This is a genomic window from Geobacillus zalihae NBRC 101842, assembly GCF_001544135.1.
Taxonomy (GTDB): Bacteria; Bacillota; Bacilli; order Bacillales; family Anoxybacillaceae; genus Geobacillus; species Geobacillus zalihae.
Window position 1 is genome coordinate 1 of sequence record NZ_BCPV01000066.1, and the last position, 20315, is coordinate 20315.

Below are 20315 nucleotides of genomic sequence, written 5' to 3' on the forward strand. Positions count from 1 at the left end.
TAATAACAATAAACCAGCATTAGGAATCCAATATCCTAATGCTGGTTTGTAAAAAGAGATCGTGTCATATATGCTTGTTTCGGATGATTTACTTGCTCCGGATATAGCAGTTCTAACTTTCCTTCCCTAAGCAATCGTGAAATGTACTTTTTGCGAAGAGGATCCATCTGCCTATTCAGTAATTCACTTAATTCTTTGAGCGTTAACGGCTTAATTGCACAAAGATTTAAAATGATCTCATCCATTTCGGAAGGATGTAATCTCTTTTTCTTTCTTGCCAATTCAGAAATATCCAATAGCACTTTTTCATGATCTTTTGTTTGTTCGTTTTCGTTAGGTCCGGAGTTAGCAGCGTTAGGTCCGGAGTTATTAACATTAGGTCCGGAGCTTATCCGATTATATCTGGAGTTCCCTATAGACTTTTGATGAAACATTTCCGTTAGCGTATATTTTGTACCTCTTCCTTGTCCATTTGGTTCTAAATATCCTTTTTCCACCAGTCCGGATAATAATTTGCTTATTTCATCACTCTTTTTATCTGTCAGGCTTTGCAATCTCGTATTGGTCACATAATTTTCTTGATGTGCCGTCACTAAAATTAATACTTCATCATTGGTTAAAAACTTATAATGTTTCCCAAGAACTGCTTTTAGAAAATCGACGCTTTCCTGCGGTAATAATGAAGTTGTTCGCAACGTAAGAATCGTGCGATCCGGCTGAAATTCTTCAATTAATTCTGGGGCAGTCCAATGTTGTTCTTTCCACGCCAAATGAATATTCTCAATCCCCGACCCTGCCCGTTCACCAAGTCCGATTAACATAAACATTTTAAAAATCGTTGGATTTCTCGGATCACTTATTCCACCTTTCAGTGCTTGTTGCAAAGGAATCCGAAGAACACCCGGGTTGGAAAATCGAAATAACATCTTTTCCTTTTCGATAACAATTCCGCGTCGCCCGTAGTAATCGGCATGAGCCAACGTATTGACTAAAGCCTCACGAAGAGCAGCGTGCACCCTTGTATCATCCTTGCGAAAAAGCCCCTCCATTTGAAAAGGAATGTTTAAATCATCCGTTAGTCTGCGGATCACTTTAAAATAAAAATCATACAAATTCCCCGACCAAGTGCCGTCGGAAGAAATAATCCGATCTGTCCATCTCTCCCCCGGCACATCCGAACTCTTTTCCCGATATTCTAAGAAATACTGCGGTAAATACTCTGTAATGCTGCGCTCTTCCCCAAACATGAGCAACCCGGCTAATGTTAGCCCTTCCTCGTTGGTTTCGCGTAGCCTTCCCAAAGCTCCAATTTTATATAAAAAGTCCTTCAGTTCTAAACCATTCCAAGGATGATCTGGTTTCAAAGAAGAAAAGCGATTTCGATAACTTCTCACCGATTCCATATTCAAATCATTTAAACCGTAATTGGGAAGAACTTTGCTGTCTTGAGGAATTGGAGATTGATCCGCTATCATTCGCTGTACTTCTTCTTTTGTACATTTATAGTCTCCTTCATAATTGCGGCGATATGTACCTGTAAAAGGATTATGACCAATATAAATTGGCTTGTCCTCACGTGAAGCTCTTGGAACATAAATTTTCACGATTTCTTTTCCGTCAACTTCAACAATTTCTACATTTCGATCCACTAAGATATTTTTGCTAATTCTTTGTGGATTATTAATTCCGTCCCAAAAGTCTTTAACTAACTTTTTTGCATCAACATGGACTGGGAAAAACTCTTGTCCTTTTTGCTCGACCCCAAGCAAAATAATACCGCCATTTGTATTTGCAAAAGCAGAATACGTTTCCCAAACATCTTTCGGCAGACCACCTTTGGCTGCTTTACATTCCAATTCGGCATTTTCCCCATCGTCTATAATACGTAACAAATCCTTCGCATCCATTCCGCCATATATCCCCTTTAAATTTCTAATATTTACTACAAATTATTTGACAACGAAAAGAAACAATCCTTTTAACATTCAACAAATTATACAATTTTCCATTTGTCAAAGAAATTTATGGTTCACCAGGACAAAATGTATTACAAATGTTATTTTAGCATGATCACTAAACATTATCGAACCATGCAGCAAACCATTAATCAAATGTGCAATATTTAAAATAAAAAAATCACTTTCGTATACAAGTGATTTCTCATTTACATATTTAAGCTCCTTTGCAAAACGAAGCCCATCCTTCGTTCATGATTTTCGTCTCCAGCTGCGGCCAAAAATAAAGCATTTCCTCGCGCATCATCGTTAAAATGTCGCGTTGCCAATCCTCCAGTTCGCGGCTGTATTCTTCAATGAACAATAGCACATCTTTTTCCGGTTGCGGCGGAAACTTGCGCCGTTTTTTTCGCGGCGGCGTTTTCAGTTTGTCTCGCTCGTCAAGCGACCATAAATCGTCGTACGGCGTCGATGTTTTCGGAGGCTCCTCCTCTTCGTACACTTCCGTATCTTCCCACGTCCATGACAGCTTCGGCCGCAGGAGCGAGGGATCGATATGCTCCTGAATGGCCAAGACGGCATCCAAAAATTTTTCCACTTCCAATTTTCCGTATTGATGTTCATAATGCTTGATCCGCTCCGCTGTCGCCGCCATGCTTTCCACCATATCGCGCTTCGTGTTGCTGAAGCGGACGTTGTTTTTGAAAAAGTCGCTGTGAGCCAACACATGGGCGACGATCAGCTTATTTTGGATGAGCGTATTCGTATCGAGCAAAAACGCGTAGCAAGGGTCCGAATTGATGACGAGCTCGTAAATTTTGCTTAACCCTAAATCATAATGAAGCTTCATTTTGTAAAACTGTTTCCCAAAGCTCCAGTGGGAAAATCGCGTCGGCATCCCGTAAGCGCCAAACGTATAAAGAATGTCCGCCGGGCAAATCTCATAGCGCATCGGGTAAAAATCAAGCCCAAATCCTTCTGCGATTTCCGTAATTTCCGCAATGGCCCGTTCCAGCTCTTTCAGCTCGCCCTTCCGCATCCATCTCCCCCCTTTTTCCTCTTATCACAATGTATGAGGGAAAAGAAATTTTGATACGTTGAATCATTGCCCATGCTTTCCATTTCTGCCTGCCGTCCGTTATAATTTGTGTTGTACACGACATATTTCCATAAAGCGTGGTGATCGTTTGCATCAATATTGGCATCATTTCATTGAACATTTTGGCTACATCGGCATTATGGTTGCGCTGATGCTCGGCATCGTCGGGCTGCCGATCCCCGACGAGCTGCTGTTGACATATGCCGGTTACCGCGTTTCAACGGGGGCGTTTTCGTATCCGCTCGCTTTTCTTTCCTGCTGGCTTGGAGCCATCATTGGCATCTCGCTCAGCTATATGCTCGGGATTACGCTCGGGCTGCCGTTTTTGCATAAATTTGGTCCGAAGCTTCATCTTACGGAGAAGCGGCTCGAGCAAACGAAAGCGCTTTTTTCGAAGCTCGGCCCAGCGGTATTGTTCATTTGCTATTTCATCCCCGGCGTTCGGCATCTCGCCGCCTTTTGGGCCGGCATGAACGCCTACCGTTGGAGAAAGTTTGCTTTGTTCGCCTACAGCGGGGCGATGGTGTGGGTCGCTGTCTTTTTGACGATCGGCGCCTATTTTGAAAGCCGCTGGATGGCCGTCAAGCAGTACATCCATGCCTACCGTCCATTCTTATTTCCAGTCTTTTTGGTCGCTCTTGGTTTCGCCATCTTCTATTGGTACATCCAGCAAAAGCGAAAAACACCGGGCTAATCTCCGGTGTTTTTCATTCTCTATGCGCGCTATACGTTCTCGCGCGGGCCGCGATGGTACGTTTCCGTCAGCAGACCCATAAACAGGCCGAATCCGAACATAAACATCGAGGCCCCGATAATGCTGAGACTGATGATCGTCAAGAAATAGTCTTTGTTGTAAGCGCTTGCGATAAAACTAAGCAAAAACAGTACAACTCCGACAATCAATCCCACTGACGCCATCCATTTGCACATGTTGATGATTTCTTGCCCTTCGTGCCGTTTGTTCATTCTCATCATCCCCTTATTTTGAGGATACTATCCTTGTCACAAAATTGCAACATTTATTTTTCCTTTTTCGTTTTCATTTCGGTTATAATTTATATTTTGCCTTCTGTCGCAACATTTACAGGGCAACAAAACGCCCCGCCGTCATACACTAACAATGACTCCTTCTTGATAAAGGAGGCATGCCGCTTGAACACCGTCGACTATGATAAGGCGCTCTATTACACGCATCGCTCCGAATGGGACAATTTGCTCATTTTAATGGTGCGTACGCCTGATGATATTCTGTCGAAAAAAATTGAAAAGTTTCTCCACGCTTATAATTTTGAACATGACTACTCCGTCATCCAGGAGCGGTTGCACGCCTTGCTTCGCTATATTGACCATGCGCTTGAAGTGAGCGAACAAAAAATGGGAGTCGAGCAGTACGCGCAGTTTTACTCGTAAAACGAACGGGGAATTGGCCGATGCCAATTCCCCGCAGATTGTGCTGATCATTGCGCATAAGAAGGCGAAACGGTGCTAAGCACATCCTTTACGCGTTGCATGACGGCTTCTGTTAAGCGCGCTAGTCTTTCTTCGCTGTCCCCCAGCGACGTCCCTTTGACGCCGAAGTACGCCTTCATTTTCGGCTCCGTCCCTGATGGACGCAGACAAAACCACGAGCCATCCTCCAAGATATACTTGAGCACATTGGATGTCGGCAAATTAATGGCCGTTTTTTCGCCGGTCAACGTGTTCGTCCGCTCTTTCGTTTTGTAATCCTCAATCACCGTCACCTTTTTCCCCGCGGCCTCCACCGGCGGCTGTTGGCGGAACGACGCTAAAATCGCGGCAATCGCCTCTGCTCCTTCTTTGCCTTTCAGCGTGAGCGATCGTTGTCCCTCGCGGTAATAGCCGTACTGGTCAAACAATTGCAAGAGCGCCTCATACAACGATAGCCCTTGCTTTTTATAAAACGCACACACTTCCGCCGCGAGGACAGCCGCCTGCACGGCATCTTTGTCACGGACAAAATCGCCGATCAAATACCCATAGCTTTCCTCATATCCGAACTGGAACACATATTGCCCTGTTTGCTCGTATTCCTTTATTTTTTCACCGATGAATTTGAAACCGGTCAACGTATCGACCGTCTCAAGACCAAACGATTGGGCGATCGCCCGACCCAATTCAGACGTCACGATCGTTTTTAAGACAACACCATTTTCCGGCAGAGTGCCTTGAGCTTTTCGTTGCGACAGCAAATAGTGGAGCAACAAGCCGCCGGTTTGATTGCCGGTCAGCACGACATAGTTTCCCTTGTCATTTTTCACCGCCACGCCCAGCCGGTCGGCATCCGGGTCGGTGGCGATCAACAGATCGGCGTTCACTTGCTTGCCCAACTCCATCGCCATGGCGAAGGCCGCGTGTTCTTCCGGATTGGGCGAGGCGACCGTCGAGAAATTCGGATCCGGCAGCTCCTGCTCTTTGACGACAAAGACGTTTTGGTAGCCGAGCTCAGCGAGCGCGCGGCGCACCGGTTTGTTTGACGTGCCGTGAAGCGGCGTAAACACGATATGGATCGCCGTTTCCCGAGCGAGCTCCGGATGGATGGAAATCGTTTTGACCGCATGGATATAAGCATCATCGACTTCGCTTCCGATGATGCGAATAAGGCCTTTTTCTCTTAACGTTTTCTCATCTTCCACATGAATGGCGAGCTCATTTTCGACTTCATTGACATAGCGGATCACTTGGTCGGCGACAGCAGGCGGCAGCTGTCCCCCGTCCTCTCCATACACTTTATAGCCGTTATATTCGGGCGGATTATGGCTAGCGGTGATGACAATGCCGGCAAACGCCCGCAAATAGCGAACAGCAAACGACAGTTCCGGCGTTGGACGCAATTCATCAAACACGTATGTTTGAATGCCGTTCGTCGCCAACGTTTTCGCCGCCTCCATCGCAAATTCCGGCGACTTATGCCGGGAGTCATAGGCAATGACGACCCCGCGTTGCTTCGCCTCATCGCCAAACGATTGTATGTATCGCGCCAATCCTTCCGACGCTTTTCGCACCGTATACATGTTCATTCGGTTCGTCCCCGGGCCAATCTCGCCGCGCATGCCGCCGGTGCCGAATTCGAGATTTTTGTAAAAGCAATCCTCCAGCCATCGTTCATCATGGCGGCGTTGTTCCAACAACCGCTTCAATTCCGGATCGAGCTGCGGCTCACGCAGCCATTGTTCGTATTTTTGTCTCCACTCCATCGCTGTTCCCCCTTGATTTTCATTTTCCCTGTTTATGTATTCGCTCCCATCATACAATATACCTGCCAAAAGAAAAAGGATGCCCTGGAAAAAATGTGGGCATCCTTTTCCCCCATTACCCTTGCGGCTGCGACGGTTCGGAAATGCTCGTCAACGCCTGTTCAGCCGCTTCGTTTGATGCGCTGTTCGTCGCAATATCGCCTAACGCAACAATGCCTTGAAGCTGGTTGTTTTCCACGATCGGCAAACGGCGAACTTGATGTTGGGCCATGACATTCGCGGCTTCCTGTACGCTCATATTCGGCGTACCGGTGACGACTTGGTTCGTCATGACCTCCGCTACTTTGACGGTCGACGGGTCTTTTCCTTGGGACGAAACACGCAACGTAATATCGCGGTCCGTAATCATCCCTTTGACTTGCCCGTTTTCCACAACCGGAAGCGCCCCAATATTTTTTTGGCTCATGATTTGCGCTGCTTCTTGCACCGTTTGGTTCGGCGAAATCGTTGCGACGTTTTTCGTCATAATGTCCTGCACTTTGTTTCCGCTGTTGTTCGTCAATGTGATCCTCCCCTTTCACCGATTAGTATGGCTCGTTTGTCGAGCGATATAGATAGAAAATGTTGTTTTCTTTCCTGCCCTTTGCCGGTTATGAATGGACGTGCCGTTTTCCATCCCTTATAATGGAGCTAACGGAGGCAAGATCGGGAACATGATGGGAAGAAGGAGAGAACATGGAACGAGAAAAACGTGCGGAGAACTTGCTTTTGGCCGCATGGGCGACCGCGCTCATCGCCACGCTCGGAAGCCTTTATTTTTCTGAAGTGCTCGGCTTTATTCCTTGTGATCTTTGCTGGTTTCAACGCATTTTTATGTACCCGCAAGTCGTGATTTTAGGAATCGCCATTGTGCGCAAAGACGCTGCGGCAGCTCGCTATAGCTTCACACTGTCATTGATTGGCGGGGGTATTTCTCTGTATCATTATGGATTGCAAAAAATTCCGCTGCTTCAAGAATACGCCATCAGCTGCAGCCGCATTCCGTGCACAGGGCAATATATAAACTGGCTTGGATTTATCACCATTCCATTTTTGGCGTTCACTGCCTTTATGATCATTATGTTGTTAAGTTGGACCGTCATGCGCCAGCAAAGAAAGGAGAGCGAACGTTGAAAAAACTGCTCGCATTTGGCGGCATCATTGTCGTCCTGTTCGCTGCGATCGCGTTTATTACGATGTACGAACAAAAAGAAGCCGCAAGCAACAACCCTTACCATAAAAGCGAGCTGAACCCAGCCACTGTCGCCCAACTTGACGACCCGAACTACCGCAACATTATTTTGCCCGCGGAGTTGAAACAGCAGCTGGCTGACGGCAAGACGCTCACCGTTTACTTTTACAGCCCGACATGCCCGCACTGCCACCGGACAACGCCGATCGTCGTGCCGCTCGCAAAGGAGCTTGGCATCGATTTAAAGCTGTTCAACTTGCTCGAATTTGAAGACGGTTGGGACATATACCATATTGAAGCAACCCCGACCATTGTCCATTATGAAAACGGCAAAGAGGCAAAACGCATCGAAGGATACCATGATGAAAAAACGTTTCGCCGATGGTTTGCCTCACTGCCAATGCCAAAAAAATAAGGAGCTGCGCCTTTTACAAGACGCAGCCCCTTGCCCTACATCACCCACTGGTTCACAGCGGGAACATACATGCTGCACGGCATCGCCCGCTTATGGAGAAACTGCTTGGCCCGAAATGGAAAGGTGATTCCATGACGAGCCAAAATTTTTTGGTTGCGGGCAAACAGCCATTCATATTGGTCGCACTCTCCATGTTCCCCCATATATTCGATGACGGTAATGAGCGACTGCAGCGCCGAAATGATTTGGAAAGCCTCCTTCATTGTTCCATTATATGCCACATGTTCGTGATCTAACGAAAGAATGCCCCACTCCTCAAATTGACGGATTTGTTCGTCATCGAAGTAATACGGGAACACATCGGTATAAAAGTAGTTGAGCAAATACTGCATGTAATGCTCTTGTTCCGGAGTCGCTGCATACATCATTTTCAACGTCCATACCACCTTTTCTCGCCGCAATGCTTGCGTTCTCCATCATGAAGACGATACTATGAGTGTACCATATCTCGCGCAAGGATAGGGGTAGAAAGTGTTTCCACAGCTAACAAACAATTGGGAGTGTGACAACCTTTGTGGACAAGAAAAGGCGATTGGCTGGAATGCATCATCCCTAGCTGGTGGAGCGGTTTGACGATTGAACAGCTCCTGAAAGACGTATGGGCCGCCTCGAAAAAGCTCGCCCACCGTTGGCGGATGGAACACGGCGTCAAACTGAACGGCCAGGCTGTTCCCTGGAAGACGGTGCTCAACGAACGCGACCGGCTTCAGCTTTACGCATATGAGCCCGAGCCGTCGTTCATCGTTCCAGAATATCGGGAGCTTTCGATTTTATGGGAGGACGACCATCTGCTCGTCTTGAACAAAGAAGCCGGCATCGACATTCATCCGTCCGAACCGGGGCAAACCGGCACGCTCGCCAATGCGGTCGCGTTTTATTTGCAGTCGCAGGCAATTTTAACAAAAGTGCGCCACATTCACCGACTTGACCGCGACACGTCGGGAGCGATTTTATTTGCCAAACACCCGCTTGCCGGTGCGACGCTCGATCGGATGCTCGCCCACCGTGCCATCAAGCGGACGTACGTCGCCCTTGTTCACGGTCGTTTGTCCCCGAAATCAGGAACCATTTCCGCGCCAATCGGCCGCGACCGCCACCATCCAACGCGCCGGCGCGTCTCGAAGACGGGGGCAAAAGCGGTGACACACTATCGCGTCATCAAAACATTCCCGTCAACATCGCTTGTTGAGCTTTCTCTCGAGACTGGACGGACGCACCAAATCCGCGTCCATTTGGCCCATCTCGGCCATCCGCTCGTCGGCGATGTGCTTTATGGCGGCAAACCAGTGTTTCATCGCCATGCGCTTCATGCCGCTAAGCTAACGTTCCGCCATCCGTTTACAAACGAAGAGGTCATTTGTCTCGCGCCAACAAGCGATTTTCCCACCGACCTTTCGCGCATTTACCATTGATCTACCCTGCTGTCCTTCAATGGAGGAGGGGATTTCTCGGCCGAAACGAGAAAAGGCAGACGCCCCCGTCTGCCTTACAAACGCAACTCCTCCTCTTCGGCGCCTGCCGCCTCCTCCTCTTTGCTCGGCTCTTTTTTTGCCACTTCCAGCGATTTCACATGATGGCCATCCATTTCCTTCACCGTAAACAAGTAGCCATCGATTTCGACACTCTCGCCTGGTTTGATATCATAATGCTTCGTTAAAATCCAGCCGCCGATCGTATCGACGTCATCATCGTCAATGTCCAGCCCAAGCAAGTCATTCACTTCGCTGATCAACACTTTGCCATCCAAGATAAATCGATCGTCCATTTTTTGAATCAGCGGCGTTTCATCGATATCAAACTCATCTTGGATTTCGCCAACGATTTCTTCCAAAATGTCCTCGACTGTAACCAGTCCAGACGTGCCGCCGTATTCATCGACCAAAATCGCCATATGGATGCGTTCTTTTTGCATTTTGACCAACAAATCGTGAATGGCGATCGATTCAATCACTTGAATGATCGGGCGGATATAGTCTTTCATCTGCTTTTCGTTGGACGGATTGGCAATAAAGTCCGTAAACACCTCTTTCACGTTGATGAGTCCAAGCACATGGTCTTTATCGCCGTCAATGACCGGATAGCGCGTATACTTTTCTTCGCGAATGATGTCCAAGTTTTCCTTGACGCTTTTGTTAATATCGAGCGCCACAATTTCTTTGCGCGGCACCATAATTTCTTTCGCTATGCGGTCGTCAAAACGAAAAATGTTATTGACATAGCGGTACTCTGACTGATTGATCTCCCCGCTTTTGTAGCTTTCTGATAAAATGAGGCGCAACTCCTCCTCAGAGTGGGCGATTTCATGCTCCGCCACCGGCCTGAGGCCAAACAGGCGCGTCACGAGCCGCGCAGAGTTGTTGAGCGTCCAAATGAACGGATACATGATTTTGTAAAACCAGATGAGCGGCTGAGCCGTAAACAGCGTAATCGCTTCCGCCTTATGAATGGCAAACGTCTTCGGCGCTAATTCACCGACGACGACATGCAAAAAGGTGATGAGCGAAAACGAAATGATAAACGCTAAAAAGTGGGAGACGGATTCCGATAAATGGAGGCGTTCAAACAGCGGCAGCAACATCCGCGCCACCGTCGGCTCCCCGAGCCAGCCAAGGCCAAGCGAGGTGAGCGTAATGCCGAGCTGGTTCGCCGATAAATAGCCGTCCAAATTCGAAATCACTTTTTTCGCCGCGACCGCCCGTCGATTCCCTTCATTGACAAGCTGATCGATGCGCGAGCTGCGCACCTTGACGATCGCAAATTCAGAAGCGACAAAAAAGGCGGTGCAAGCGATGAGAAACGCCACCAACAGCAAACTGGCTATATCCAATTCGTCTCCGAGCGCGGATGAAGCGCCCAGGTTACACCTCCTGCACACAAAAGTTTCCATTGCAGCTGATAGACGATGATGCCGCTGGGCCGCCTTAGGCGGCCCAATATGTTACGATTCCTCATTATTGTTCCCTTGGGTGAAAATGAGCACATATTTCAGCAGTTCAAACACGGCGATCAACGTTGCCGCGACGTATGTCAGCGCCGCCGCGCCAAGCACTTTGTTTACGCCTCGCGCTTCATTTGGGGCGATCAACCCTTCAGCCAGCATAAACCGCTTCGCCCGTGCGCTCGCGTTAAACTCCACCGGCAAGGTAATGATTTGAAAGGCCACCGCCAGCGAGAAAAACAAAATGCCGAGTCCAATCAGCGAAAATTGATGGAGCACAAATCCAACGAGCAACAACAACGGCGCAACGCCCGAAGCGAAGTTCACAATCGGAAACATCCGGTGGCGAAGGACGAGCGCCGCGTAGCCTTGCTGGTGTTGAACGGCATGGCCAACCTCGTGGGCGGCAACGGAAATGGAAGCGATTGAACGCCCATAAAAGACCGGCTCCGACAAACGGACCGTGCGGGAAATCGGATCATAATGGTCGGACAATCTCCCTGGCACGACCTCCACCGGCACATGGTGCAGCCCGTGGCGGTCTAAAATCATGCGCGCCACTTCCGCCCCCGTCAACCCCGATGAGGCTGGAACTTCAGACCAGGCATTGAAATTGCTTGATACCTTCCATTGCGCCCAAAGCGATATCAGGAAGGCGATAAAAATGAAAATATCCATCGGATGGAATAGCATCACAGCACCCTCCGTTTTTTCAATGTTCATCAAATGTGTATACTATTATTTATTGTACTTGCTCACCTTTTCATACGTCAAACGGCCCGCTCCGGTTTCAAAAAAAAAAAACAGCGCCTGCATCGAGGCGCTATTTGGCTGATGGGGACATCAAAAATTGAAATTGTCTGGGTCAGGACCGACCCGTTTGTTCAAGTTCAACGCGTCGATCTGTTTCATTTCTTCGTCGGTCAGCGAGAAATCAAAAATATCAGCGTTTTCCTTGATCCGCGCCGGCGTCACCGACTTCGGGATCGTCACAACGCCGTGTTGCAAATCCCAGCGCAACACCACCTGCGCCGGCGTTTTCCCGTACTTGCGCCCAATGTCAACGATCGTCGGTTCGCTTAAAATTTCCCCGCGCATGAGCGGCGACCATGCTTCAAGCTGGATGCCGTTTTCCCGGCAAAACGTAAGCAGCTCTTTTTGCGTCAGGCGCGGGTGATACTCGACTTGGTTGACCATCGGCTTAATTTCGCAGTCAGCCATCACATCTTGCAAATGGTGAATTTGGAAGTTGCTCACTCCAATCGCGCGCACATAACCGTCTTTATACAACTTTTCCAGCGCCTTGTACGTCTCTTTATACTTCCCTTTCACCGGCCAGTGGACCAAATACAAGTCGACATAATCGAACCCGAGTTTTTTCAAACTTTTGTCAAACGCCTTCAGCGTTGTCTCATACCCTTGGTCGGTGTTCCACACTTTCGTCGTCACAAACACTTGTTCGCGAGGAATGCCGGATTCGCGGATCGCTTGACCGACACCTTCTTCGTTTTCATAAAAAGCGGCTGTATCGACGTGGCGGTAGCCGATCTCGAGCGCGGTGCGCACCGCGCTTCTTACTTCCTTCCCTTCTTTGACTTTATAAACGCCAAGGCCGACCCAAGGCATTTTCACCCCGTTATGCAAAGTGGCGCAATCTTGCAGACCGTTCATATCCTCTCCTCCTCGAGCGTCATTATAGTTTCATTATGGGAAAAGAGGGAAAGAAAATCAAAATATATGCTTGCTCTCCTTTCTCGCTTCCCCGCGTCCCTCTTGTTCTTTCTTTAGGGGAAAATCAACGCAAAAACGAGGGGAAACGTTCCCCTCGCGCTGTCATTGCATTCCTTTTTTCATCCATTCGGCGATTTGCAGCGTGCGGCGCCTTTCCCGACGCAGTCAGAAACATGCGAACGGAAAAGCTGTCAATGGGACTTGCAGAGCGCTCCTGACTCTTATTTGGCCACGCTCATCGAGGCGCGCTCCACTTCAGCTTCGTTCGGATGAAACTCGTTTTCCATTTTCGAAACAACCACTGTCGCTACAGCATTGCCGATAATATTCGTAATCGCCCGCGCTTCCGACATGAAGCGGTCAACCCCAAGCAACAAGGCGATGCCTTCGACCGGAATCATCGGAAATGCTGCCAACGTTGCAGCCAGCGTAATAAAGCCGGAACCGGTAACCCCTGCTGCCCCTTTCGAGGTGAGCATTAAGACGCCAAGCAACGTCAGCTCTTGCCAAATGGTTAAATCAATGCCGTACGCTTGGGCGATGAAAATAGCTGCCATCGACAAGTAAATCGATGTGCCGTCTAGGTTAAACGAATACCCTGTCGGAACGACAAGACCAACAACCGATTTCGAGCACCCGTATTTTTCCAAACGTTCCATCAGCCGCGGCAGCGCTGATTCAGACGAAGACGTGCCCAAAACAAGCAACAGTTCCTCTTTGATATAAGCGAGAAACTGAAAGATGTTAAACCCATAAAACTTGGCAATCCCGCCAAGCACGACGAAAATGAAGAGCGCCATCGTAATGTAAACAGAACCCATCAATTTACCGAGCGACACGAGCGATCCGAGGCCGAACGTGCCGATCGTGTACGCCATCGCGCCGAACGCGGCGATCGGCGACACCTTCATTACCACGTTGACGACGCCGAAGAAAATTTCCGCCAGCCGTTCAAACAAGGAAATCACTGGTTTTGCTTTTTCCCCAAGCGCGGCAGCCGCTAAACCGAACAACACGGCGAAGAAGAGCACCGGAAGCAGTTGGCCGCTCGCCATCGCGGCAACGACGTTGTCGGGAATGATGCTTAAAATGAAATCAACAAAACCGTGGCTTGTTTCTTCCGCTTGTTTCGTGTATTGTGAAATGTCGCCGCCTTTTACTGCATCGGTATGAAACCCAACCCCTGGTTTGACAAGGTTGACGACGACAATCCCGATCGCCAACGCAAACGTCGTGACAATTTCAAAATAAATGAGCGCCTTGCCGCCGATGCGGCCGACCTTTTTCAAGTCGCCCATATTGCCGATCCCGATGACGACGGTGAAGAAAATGATCGGCGCAATCACCATTTTAATCAGCTTAATAAACCCATCGGCCAATACTTTCAGCTTCGTGCCGAATTCCGGGAATAAAAATCCGACGATAATCCCTAAAATAATACCGATAATGACTTGCACAGTTAAATTTTTAAATTTGCTCCGCATTTCTCCCACTCCTTTCTTTGTCTTGACAACGCTTTCAACATCATCATAAAGGAAAAAGCATAAAATCAAAATATTATGGTGATAATGGTCGTTTTGGTCTTTTTGGTCATGGCCTATTTCGGCAAGGACCAACAAAAAAAGGGGCTGGCTCAAAAGCCCCTTTTTGATGAAATGCAACCGAAGCACGGGAAAGAGACCACCTCTGAAACCATTGGTTTTACCAGGTTTTTCGCGGTGGTCTATTTTTCCATGTTGCCCCGGCAGAAGCATTACCGCTCTTTTGGGACAGCTCCCCTACTTCTCGGATTCCCGAATTTCCTCCAATAATCTCGCCCCAAACCGTTTGGCAAACTCCTCATACAGCGAGGCGAACTTTCGCTCCCATTCCCACTTCTCCCTCTCGGATAATTCATAGAGATGGACGTCCTCGCGCTGGCGCAATTCGTTCAATTCCCGTTCGTTTTGCGCCTTTGACTCCTGCAAATTCCATTGTGTTGCTTCAGCCATCGCTTCGGTTATTTTTTGCTGGATGTCTTTCGGCAAATGGTCCCAAAATGACTGATTCATCATGACGGCGTACCCGAGATATCCGTGATTGCTGATCGTAATATACGGTTGAAATTTGTAAAACCCTTTCGAATAAATATTGGAAATCGTATTTTCCTGCCCATCAAACTTATGCTGTTCAAGCTCCTGATAAACGCGGTCAAATGAAACGGCAATCGGTTCACCGCCAAGCAAGCGAAACTGCTTTTCAATCACTTCGCTCGGCATAATGCGAAAACGCAAGCCGCGAAAATCGTCAGGGGCGATGAGCGGACGGGTTGTGCTCATCATTTGCTTAAATCCATTGCTCCAAAACGCCAGTCCTTTCATTCCTTTTGCCTCCAGCATCCGAAGCAGCTCGGCGCCCACTTTTCCAGTAAACACGCGGCGCACGTCGTCCTCATCGCGGAACAAAAACGGCAAATCGAGCACTTGCCATTCGGGGACAAGCTCTGTCACCTTTGAAAATGATGGCGCGATCATTTGCACGTCGCCGCGCAACAGCGCATCAAGCTCTTCCCCATCCGAATAAAGCGAGCCGTTCGGGAACACTTCGACTTTGACGCGGCCGTTTGTTTTTTGCTCGACAAGCTCGGCAAACTTTTGCGCCGCCAGCCCTTTTGGCGTATTCTCTGCTACGACATGGCTGAAATAAATAATGATTTGCTTTTCCAATCCTTTTTGCTCGTCGTCATAAACAAGTGGTTCACGTCCCAGTTGACGGCTAGCTGCCCAGCCGACTAGACCGAGGCCGACAAACAAAAGGATTGTCCATGCTCTCCACTTTTTCCCCATTGTTCACACCATTCTTCCATCCTATTGCTAAAATGGCACTCCAACGGAATGCTCCCCGCCGACTCGAATCATTGAAGCAAAAAAGCGGCTGGAGCCCACCGATTCGGTTTGAAAGCAGCAATCGCCACGCCTTACGTATGCACCATCTTCTATGCTGGCGGGCAGAATATTTGTTCCCCACCGCCATTTTACACCTTTCGTTTCTTTCCATTCAAGAAGATTTGGTATAATGAAAAAAACGTTGATTTATTCCTTTCCCGATTCATATGGCATGTCCAACAGCCATCACGACTGCCAAAAAGGAGTTCCGCCATGAACCGGCTGCCGATTCGCTGGAAAATTACGATGTTGATTTTCGCCATCGTCAGCTTTTCCATGTTGCTGAGCGGTGTATTCATCATCAGCGACTTTTTCCATACAAAGGAGGAGGAACTCAGCCAGCGTGCCTTATTGACCGCGCGCACCGTCTCCGAGCTGCCCGAAGTCAGGCGCCATATTGTCGGAAACAAACAAAGCCGGGCGCTGATCAATCCGGTCGTCGAGCGGGTGCGCGTCATTCACAGCGCCGACTATATCGTCGTTCTCGATATGAACAAAGTGCGCCTCTCCCATCCGCTTCCGGCAATGATCGGCACGATCTCCCGCGGTGCTGATGAGGGGCCGGCATTTGCCGAACATACGTACACTTCCAAAGCCCGCGGGGAAATCGGGACAGTGATTCGCGCCTTCGTTCCCATTATGAACAGCGATCACGAACAAATTGGCGTCGTCATCGCCGCCTACCGGTTGCCGACGTTTTTTGAAGCCATTGATTCTTTGAAAGAAGAAGCTGCCGTAGCGGTCGTTTTGTCGCTCGTTGTCGGTGGAATTGGTGCATGGCTGCTCGCCTCCCATATCAAGCGGCAAATGTTTGAGCTGGAACCGCATGAGATCGCCAAGCTGCTGATCGAACGGACGGAAGCGTTTAACGCCATGCACGAAGGCGTCATCGCCATTGACAGCGATGAAAACATTACCATCTTCAACGACCGGGCAAAACAAATGCTCGGCGTCAAAGGGGATGTCATCGGCCGGTCGATCCGTTCCGTCATTCCGGACACACACCTTCCGGAAATCTTGGAAGTAAACAAGCCGATTTACAATAAGGAGTTGCAGATCGGCAATTTAACGATTTGGAGCAACCGCATCCCGATCAAAGTCAACGGGAAAACGGTCGGCGCCATCGCCATTTTCCAAGACCGGACGGAAGTGAAGAGACTCGCCGAAGAACTGACGGGCGTCAAAGCGTTTGTCCACGCCTTGCGCGTGCAAAATCATGAATACATGAATAAGCTTCATACGATCGCCGGCCTCATCCAGCTCGGCCATATCGAAAAGGCGCTCGAGTACGTCTTCCAAGTCACGGAGGAACAAGCAGAACTGACACAGTTTTTAAGCCGCAACATTAAGGACGAAAGCATTTCTGGATTGCTCTTAAGCAAAATCCGCCGCGGCAAGGAGCTCGGCATCCGCGTGACCATCGATCGGCACAGCCGGCTGCACCGCTTTCCGCCGCATCTCGATCACCATGATTTTGTTGTTCTCCTTGGCAATTTAATTGAAAACGCCTTCGACGCGTTCCGTGATGTAACCGACCGGGAAAAAGAAATTTACATCAGCATCGAACAAAATGAAGACATTTGTTCCCTCTCGGTCGAAGACAACGGCCAAGGCATTGCCCGTGAGCATATCAACCGCATTTTTGATGAAGGCTTTTCAACCAAAGGGGAGAGCGGTCGAGGCATCGGCTTGTATTTGGTGAAGCAAATTGTGGAAAAGGGAAACGGGCGCATCGATGTGCAGTCGGAAAAGGGGAAAGGAACGGTGTTTACGGTGATCTTTGACATGTGAGGTCCATTTAGGCAACGGCGGCCGCGAAAGACACCCCCGTCGAGACGAAGGAGGAAAAGGCTATGTATCGCGTGTTGTTGATCGAGGATGACCCGATGGTGCAAGAAGTGAATCGGCAAATGATTGAACAAGTCGACGGCTTCACCGTCATCGGCCTCGCTGGAAACGGTGAAGAAGGGCTCCGCCTCGTTCACGAACTCCGTCCCGATTTAGCGATGATTGATATTTACATGCCGCAGCTGGACGGCCTTGAAACATTAAAACAAATCCGCGCCCGCGGCCATGAAGTCGATATCATCGCCATTACCGCGGCGAGCGACATTGAAACGGTGCGCCGCGTCCTGCAAAACGGCGCCTTCGATTACATTGTGAAACCGTTTAAATTTGAACGGCTCAAACAGGCGTTGGAAAACTACCGGACGTTCCGCCGTTCGCTTGCGGAAAAGGAATCGCTCACCCAGGTGGAACTCGATGCCCTAAGGCGGGCGACTGAACAATCGGCCGGACCGTCCTCCGAGCTTCCGAAAGGACTGAATGAGGTCACATTGGAAAAAGTGATCGCCTATTTGCGCGGGCACCGCTTCCCTGTTTCCGCCGAGGAAGTGGCCGAAGGAGTCGGCATCGCCCGCGTCACCGCCCGCCGCTATTTGGAGTACCTTGAGAAAACAGGAAAAGTCGTGCTCGATGTGCAATACGGCGGCGTCGGACGACCAGTGAATCGGTACCATCTGAAAGCAACATAACACGACGCCGTTTCACTTGGCTTTAAGCTGGTTGTCAGAGACGGAAAGCCAGGCCTTATTATGCCGTATCCCGCACCAGCAACCGGGCAGGCAGCTCTTCCTGTTTTCGCGCCACACGGCCTGTCTCCAGCCAATGGTGAAGAAGGCGGAACGCTCTTTCCCCGAGCGTAAAATGGGGGAGTGCCACGGTTGTAATGCCCAGCATTTCGGCCAATGGATCATTATCAAAACCAATAACGGCAAGCTCATCTGGAATGCGCACCCCGATTCGGCGCGCATGGAGCACGATTCCGGCCGCCACTTGGTCACTCGTCACAAGCAACGCGCTCGGCCTCTCCTCCATCGCGATCCATTGCTCCATAACCCGCTTTCCATCTTCAAGAAATAGACAACCATCGAAAACCCACTGCCGACGAGGAAGGACGCCGACTTCACGCAACACATCCTGGTACGCCCCTGCCCTCGCTTGGCTGTTCGGCCCGGTCATTCTTCCGATGCAATAACCGATGCGCCGGTGCCCCTTTTTGATCAAGTAGCGAAGCGCTTGGACAAACGCTTGGTAGTGATCGATATAGACAGTGAAAAAATCATACCTTTCCACCTGCTCACATAAAACAATGGGACCGTCTTCCTGATAAGCCGCAAACGCTTCCCAGTCCACTTCATGGGAACATACGATCAACCCATCCATTTGCTTCATCCGCAGCCGTTCCAACGCCTCAAGCTCCCTTTCCACCTCATAGTTTGTCTGAAACAAAAGCAACTGGTAGCCATAACGAAGCGCCTCTTTGGAAATCCCTTCGATTACAGCGGAAAAATAAGGATGGTGAATGTACGGAAGCATGACCCCCACAATCGCTGTCCTTCCCTTCGCCAAGTGAACGGCTTGAATATTTTTCACATATTGAAGCTTCTGGGCTGCTTCCCAAACTGCCTTCCGCTTTTCCTCGCTCACATACGGATATCCGTTCAATACCCTCGATACAGTGGCCACCGACACACCCGCTTCTTTCGCCAAATCACGGATGTTCGCCACGTTCCCACTTCCCTCCATAAAAGCTCTTGACTTGAAACGCGTTTCATACATTACATTCATCCTGCCATCTAGTTCTAGTATACACGAGGAGGTGACCGCATGCTTTGCGGATTGGCTTCACTCATTCTGCTCGTCGCCGCTGTTTGGGGCGGGGCGCATATCGCCTTGCACGCGAAACAAACAAAAAAATAGGGAAACGAGTCTGTTTGTTTCCACCGTTTCAATTGGTATAATGGGGGGTATATGGAACGTAGGGAGGAATGAACATGATTCGATACTGGAAACTGTTGTTCTCTCTCGCTGTCGCCTCCGTCTTGCTGGTTGGCTGTGGAACGAAAGAGCACGAGACGACACAGGCGGCAAAGGAAGAGCAGACAGCCGACGATCCAAAACCATCGTCTGATGCGCCGTCATCCACAGAACATTCTTCCTCGAAAGAAGCAAAAGAGCAAACATCACCAACCGGGAAAGAGGAAGAGCAATCAACGACAAAAGAAGAGCAATCTGCTGCTTCACAACCGACCGTTTCCTTGTCCTATCAAGAAGGGAAACAAACCATCACGAAAACGGCAACGCTGCAAACGAGCGACAATCAACATTTTTCCCTCTATGTTTTGGAAGGATGGACCCTTGACGCCGAAGAACCGGGCGCCGATGTCTTGCTTCATGGCGACGCATTCGCCCGCATCCGCTTGCTTTCGGAGGGGGAAACAAACTACGAGCAACTAGCGCAAGAACATGCCCAAGCGGTTGACGCCAACGCCGCCCGCCAACAAACGAACGGATTGCCTAAGCCGTTCGCTGATGCCGTTTGGTACACTGCCCAAGCGGACGGTGTCACCGTTCATGTCATCGCCAGCGCCCAACCAACGCCGATGCTATTGACCGTGCACGCTCCAAGCAACGAAGACGTGCTTGGCGCCGTACTCGCCATGGCGGCGACGCTGCAAAAGCAATAACTTATTTTAGGGAGGGCCTCGCCCTCCCGCCTTTCCAAAAAGAAAAACCCTCTTTTCGCCATATGAAGAGGGTCAAACGAGCTGCTTGCTTTCTTCTTTGCGGAAAAATGTTCTCATCGCATGGAACACATCCGATTTTTGCTTCAAAATATAATAGCGGAATTTTTCGTCTTTAATATTGCGATACGCCGACATGAGCGTGGAATGGCGGTTGTACT

Annotated in this window: 19 protein-coding genes and 2 pseudogenes; 8 read left to right on the forward strand and 13 right to left on the reverse strand. The window is 49.3% G+C overall.

Annotated features, from left to right (window positions below; all coding sequences use genetic code 11):
- Positions 1 to 35: 35 nt before the first annotated feature.
- Together GZ1_RS14740 and GZ1_RS14745 are read right to left on the reverse strand one after the other, a co-directional pair.
- The gene (locus tag GZ1_RS14740; protein WP_060788771.1) at positions 36 to 1907 is read right to left on the reverse strand and encodes a DUF8451 domain-containing protein; all 1872 of its coding nucleotides are present in this window, start codon (positions 1905 to 1907) and stop codon (positions 36 to 38) included.
- A 280-nt stretch (positions 1908 to 2187) separates the two neighbouring features.
- A pseudogene (locus tag GZ1_RS14745) lies at positions 2188 to 2994 on the reverse strand (SpoVR family protein); the annotation flags it as partial.
- A 148-nt stretch (positions 2995 to 3142) separates the two neighbouring features.
- On the opposite strand from GZ1_RS14745, the gene GZ1_RS14750 reads away from it, so the two are divergent.
- Positions 3143 to 3748 carry a DedA family protein gene (locus tag GZ1_RS14750; protein WP_013523015.1) on the forward strand — a complete coding sequence of 202 codons (606 nt, stop codon included), beginning with the start codon at positions 3143 to 3145 and terminating at the stop codon, positions 3746 to 3748.
- Positions 3749 to 3777: 29 nt separating this feature from the next.
- Here the strand turns inward: GZ1_RS14750 and GZ1_RS14755 are convergent, their stop codons facing one another.
- Positions 3778 to 4026, reverse strand: coding sequence for a hypothetical protein (locus GZ1_RS14755; RefSeq protein WP_060788772.1), 249 nt, complete (start codon positions 4024 to 4026; stop codon positions 3778 to 3780).
- A gap of 180 nt (positions 4027 to 4206) precedes the next feature.
- Here GZ1_RS14755 and GZ1_RS14760 point away from each other — a divergent pair, with 180 nt between their 5' ends.
- A complete protein-coding gene (locus tag GZ1_RS14760) occupies positions 4207 to 4464 on the forward strand; it encodes a YhdB family protein (protein WP_013146280.1) in 258 nt (85 codons plus the stop codon).
- Positions 4465 to 4511: 47 nt separating this feature from the next.
- Here GZ1_RS14760 and GZ1_RS14765 read toward each other — a convergent pair whose 3' ends face one another.
- Together GZ1_RS14765 and GZ1_RS14770 are read right to left on the reverse strand one after the other, a co-directional pair.
- Positions 4512 to 6269: a phospho-sugar mutase gene (locus tag GZ1_RS14765; protein WP_015373995.1), complete on the reverse strand. Its 1758-nt coding sequence runs from the start codon at positions 6267 to 6269 to the stop codon at positions 4512 to 4514.
- Positions 6270 to 6384: 115 nt separating this feature from the next.
- The gene (locus GZ1_RS14770; protein ID WP_013146282.1) at positions 6385 to 6831 is read right to left on the reverse strand and encodes a CBS domain-containing protein; all 447 of its coding nucleotides are present in this window, start codon (positions 6829 to 6831) and stop codon (positions 6385 to 6387) included.
- Between the two features lie 173 nt (positions 6832 to 7004).
- On the opposite strand from GZ1_RS14770, the gene GZ1_RS14775 reads away from it, so the two are divergent.
- Together GZ1_RS14775 and GZ1_RS14780 are read left to right on the forward strand one after the other, a co-directional pair.
- On the forward strand, positions 7005 to 7442 hold the full coding sequence (locus GZ1_RS14775; RefSeq protein ID WP_021322732.1) for a disulfide formation protein C: 438 nt from the start codon (positions 7005 to 7007) through the stop codon (positions 7440 to 7442).
- Positions 7439 to 7915 carry a thioredoxin family protein gene (locus GZ1_RS14780; protein WP_033005137.1) on the forward strand — a complete coding sequence of 159 codons (477 nt, stop codon included), beginning with the start codon at positions 7439 to 7441 and terminating at the stop codon, positions 7913 to 7915. Before GZ1_RS14775 ends, GZ1_RS14780 begins: the two co-directional genes overlap by 4 nt.
- A gap of 35 nt (positions 7916 to 7950) precedes the next feature.
- Here GZ1_RS14780 and GZ1_RS14785 read toward each other — a convergent pair whose 3' ends face one another.
- On the reverse strand, positions 7951 to 8349 hold the full coding sequence (locus GZ1_RS14785; RefSeq protein WP_033005141.1) for a YhcU family protein: 399 nt from the start codon (positions 8347 to 8349) through the stop codon (positions 7951 to 7953).
- A 138-nt stretch (positions 8350 to 8487) separates the two neighbouring features.
- On the opposite strand from GZ1_RS14785, the gene GZ1_RS14790 reads away from it, so the two are divergent.
- Positions 8488 to 9387, forward strand: a complete 900-nt coding sequence (locus GZ1_RS14790; RefSeq protein WP_060788773.1) for an RluA family pseudouridine synthase — start codon at positions 8488 to 8490, stop codon at positions 9385 to 9387.
- A gap of 74 nt (positions 9388 to 9461) precedes the next feature.
- Here the strand turns inward: GZ1_RS14790 and GZ1_RS14795 are convergent, their stop codons facing one another.
- The 5 genes from GZ1_RS14795 to GZ1_RS14815 all read right to left on the reverse strand — a co-directional run bounded on the left by GZ1_RS14795 (position 9462) and on the right by GZ1_RS14815 (position 15469).
- Positions 9462 to 10802, reverse strand: a complete 1341-nt coding sequence (locus tag GZ1_RS14795) for a hemolysin family protein (RefSeq protein ID WP_033024759.1) — start codon at positions 10800 to 10802, stop codon at positions 9462 to 9464.
- Positions 10803 to 10913: 111 nt separating this feature from the next.
- Entirely contained in the window at positions 10914 to 11606 is a 693-nt protein-coding gene (locus tag GZ1_RS14800; RefSeq protein ID WP_011230067.1) for a zinc metallopeptidase, read from the reverse strand.
- A 150-nt stretch (positions 11607 to 11756) separates the two neighbouring features.
- Positions 11757 to 12584, reverse strand: coding sequence for an aldo/keto reductase (locus GZ1_RS14805; RefSeq protein ID WP_013523009.1), 828 nt, complete (start codon positions 12582 to 12584; stop codon positions 11757 to 11759).
- Positions 12585 to 12865: 281 nt separating this feature from the next.
- Complete coding sequence (locus tag GZ1_RS14810; protein WP_033005861.1) at positions 12866 to 14128, reverse strand: dicarboxylate/amino acid:cation symporter; 1263 nt, start codon at positions 14126 to 14128, stop codon at positions 12866 to 12868.
- 294 nt (positions 14129 to 14422) lie between these two features.
- The gene (locus GZ1_RS14815; protein ID WP_060788774.1) at positions 14423 to 15469 is read right to left on the reverse strand and encodes a TRAP transporter substrate-binding protein; all 1047 of its coding nucleotides are present in this window, start codon (positions 15467 to 15469) and stop codon (positions 14423 to 14425) included.
- Positions 15470 to 15781: 312 nt separating this feature from the next.
- Here GZ1_RS14815 and GZ1_RS14820 point away from each other — a divergent pair, with 312 nt between their 5' ends.
- On the forward strand, positions 15782 to 17359 hold the full coding sequence (locus GZ1_RS14820) for an ATP-binding protein (RefSeq protein ID WP_060788775.1): 1578 nt from the start codon (positions 15782 to 15784) through the stop codon (positions 17357 to 17359).
- Between the two features lie 62 nt (positions 17360 to 17421).
- Positions 17422 to 18102, forward strand: a complete 681-nt coding sequence (locus GZ1_RS14825; RefSeq protein ID WP_060788776.1) for a response regulator — start codon at positions 17422 to 17424, stop codon at positions 18100 to 18102.
- Between the two features lie 58 nt (positions 18103 to 18160).
- Here the strand turns inward: GZ1_RS14825 and GZ1_RS14830 are convergent, their stop codons facing one another.
- Positions 18161 to 19138 carry a LacI family DNA-binding transcriptional regulator gene (locus GZ1_RS14830; protein WP_033005858.1) on the reverse strand — a complete coding sequence of 326 codons (978 nt, stop codon included), beginning with the start codon at positions 19136 to 19138 and terminating at the stop codon, positions 18161 to 18163.
- A gap of 266 nt (positions 19139 to 19404) precedes the next feature.
- Between GZ1_RS14830 and GZ1_RS14835 the strand changes: the two genes are divergently transcribed.
- The gene (locus GZ1_RS14835; RefSeq protein WP_015373986.1) at positions 19405 to 20097 is read left to right on the forward strand and encodes a DUF8580 domain-containing lipoprotein; all 693 of its coding nucleotides are present in this window, start codon (positions 19405 to 19407) and stop codon (positions 20095 to 20097) included.
- A gap of 72 nt (positions 20098 to 20169) precedes the next feature.
- Here the strand turns inward: GZ1_RS14835 and GZ1_RS19690 are convergent.
- A pseudogene (locus GZ1_RS19690) lies at positions 20170 to 20315 on the reverse strand (sporulation protein YhbH); the annotation flags it as partial.

Coding starts and splice junctions, on each gene's coding strand:
- GZ1_RS14805 (WP_013523009.1), bottom strand. CDS start 12,584: ATGAACGGTCTGCAAGATTGCGCCACTTTGCATAACGGGGTGAAAATG.
- GZ1_RS14755 (WP_060788772.1), bottom strand. CDS start 4,026: ATGAGAATGAACAAACGGCACGAAGGGCAAGAAATCATCAACATGTGC.
- GZ1_RS14775 (WP_021322732.1), top strand. CDS start 7,005: ATGGAACGAGAAAAACGTGCGGAGAACTTGCTTTTGGCCGCATGGGCG.
- GZ1_RS14835 (WP_015373986.1), top strand. CDS start 19,405: ATGATTCGATACTGGAAACTGTTGTTCTCTCTCGCTGTCGCCTCCGTC.
- GZ1_RS14740 (WP_060788771.1), bottom strand. CDS start 1,907: ATGGATGCGAAGGATTTGTTACGTATTATAGACGATGGGGAAAATGCC.
- GZ1_RS14765 (WP_015373995.1), bottom strand. CDS start 6,269: ATGGAGTGGAGACAAAAATACGAACAATGGCTGCGTGAGCCGCAGCTC.
- GZ1_RS14820 (WP_060788775.1), top strand. CDS start 15,782: ATGAACCGGCTGCCGATTCGCTGGAAAATTACGATGTTGATTTTCGCC.
- GZ1_RS14810 (WP_033005861.1), bottom strand. CDS start 14,128: ATGCGGAGCAAATTTAAAAATTTAACTGTGCAAGTCATTATCGGTATT.
- GZ1_RS14800 (WP_011230067.1), bottom strand. CDS start 11,606: ATGCTATTCCATCCGATGGATATTTTCATTTTTATCGCCTTCCTGATA.
- GZ1_RS14815 (WP_060788774.1), bottom strand. CDS start 15,469: ATGGGGAAAAAGTGGAGAGCATGGACAATCCTTTTGTTTGTCGGCCTC.
- GZ1_RS14825 (WP_060788776.1), top strand. CDS start 17,422: ATGTATCGCGTGTTGTTGATCGAGGATGACCCGATGGTGCAAGAAGTG.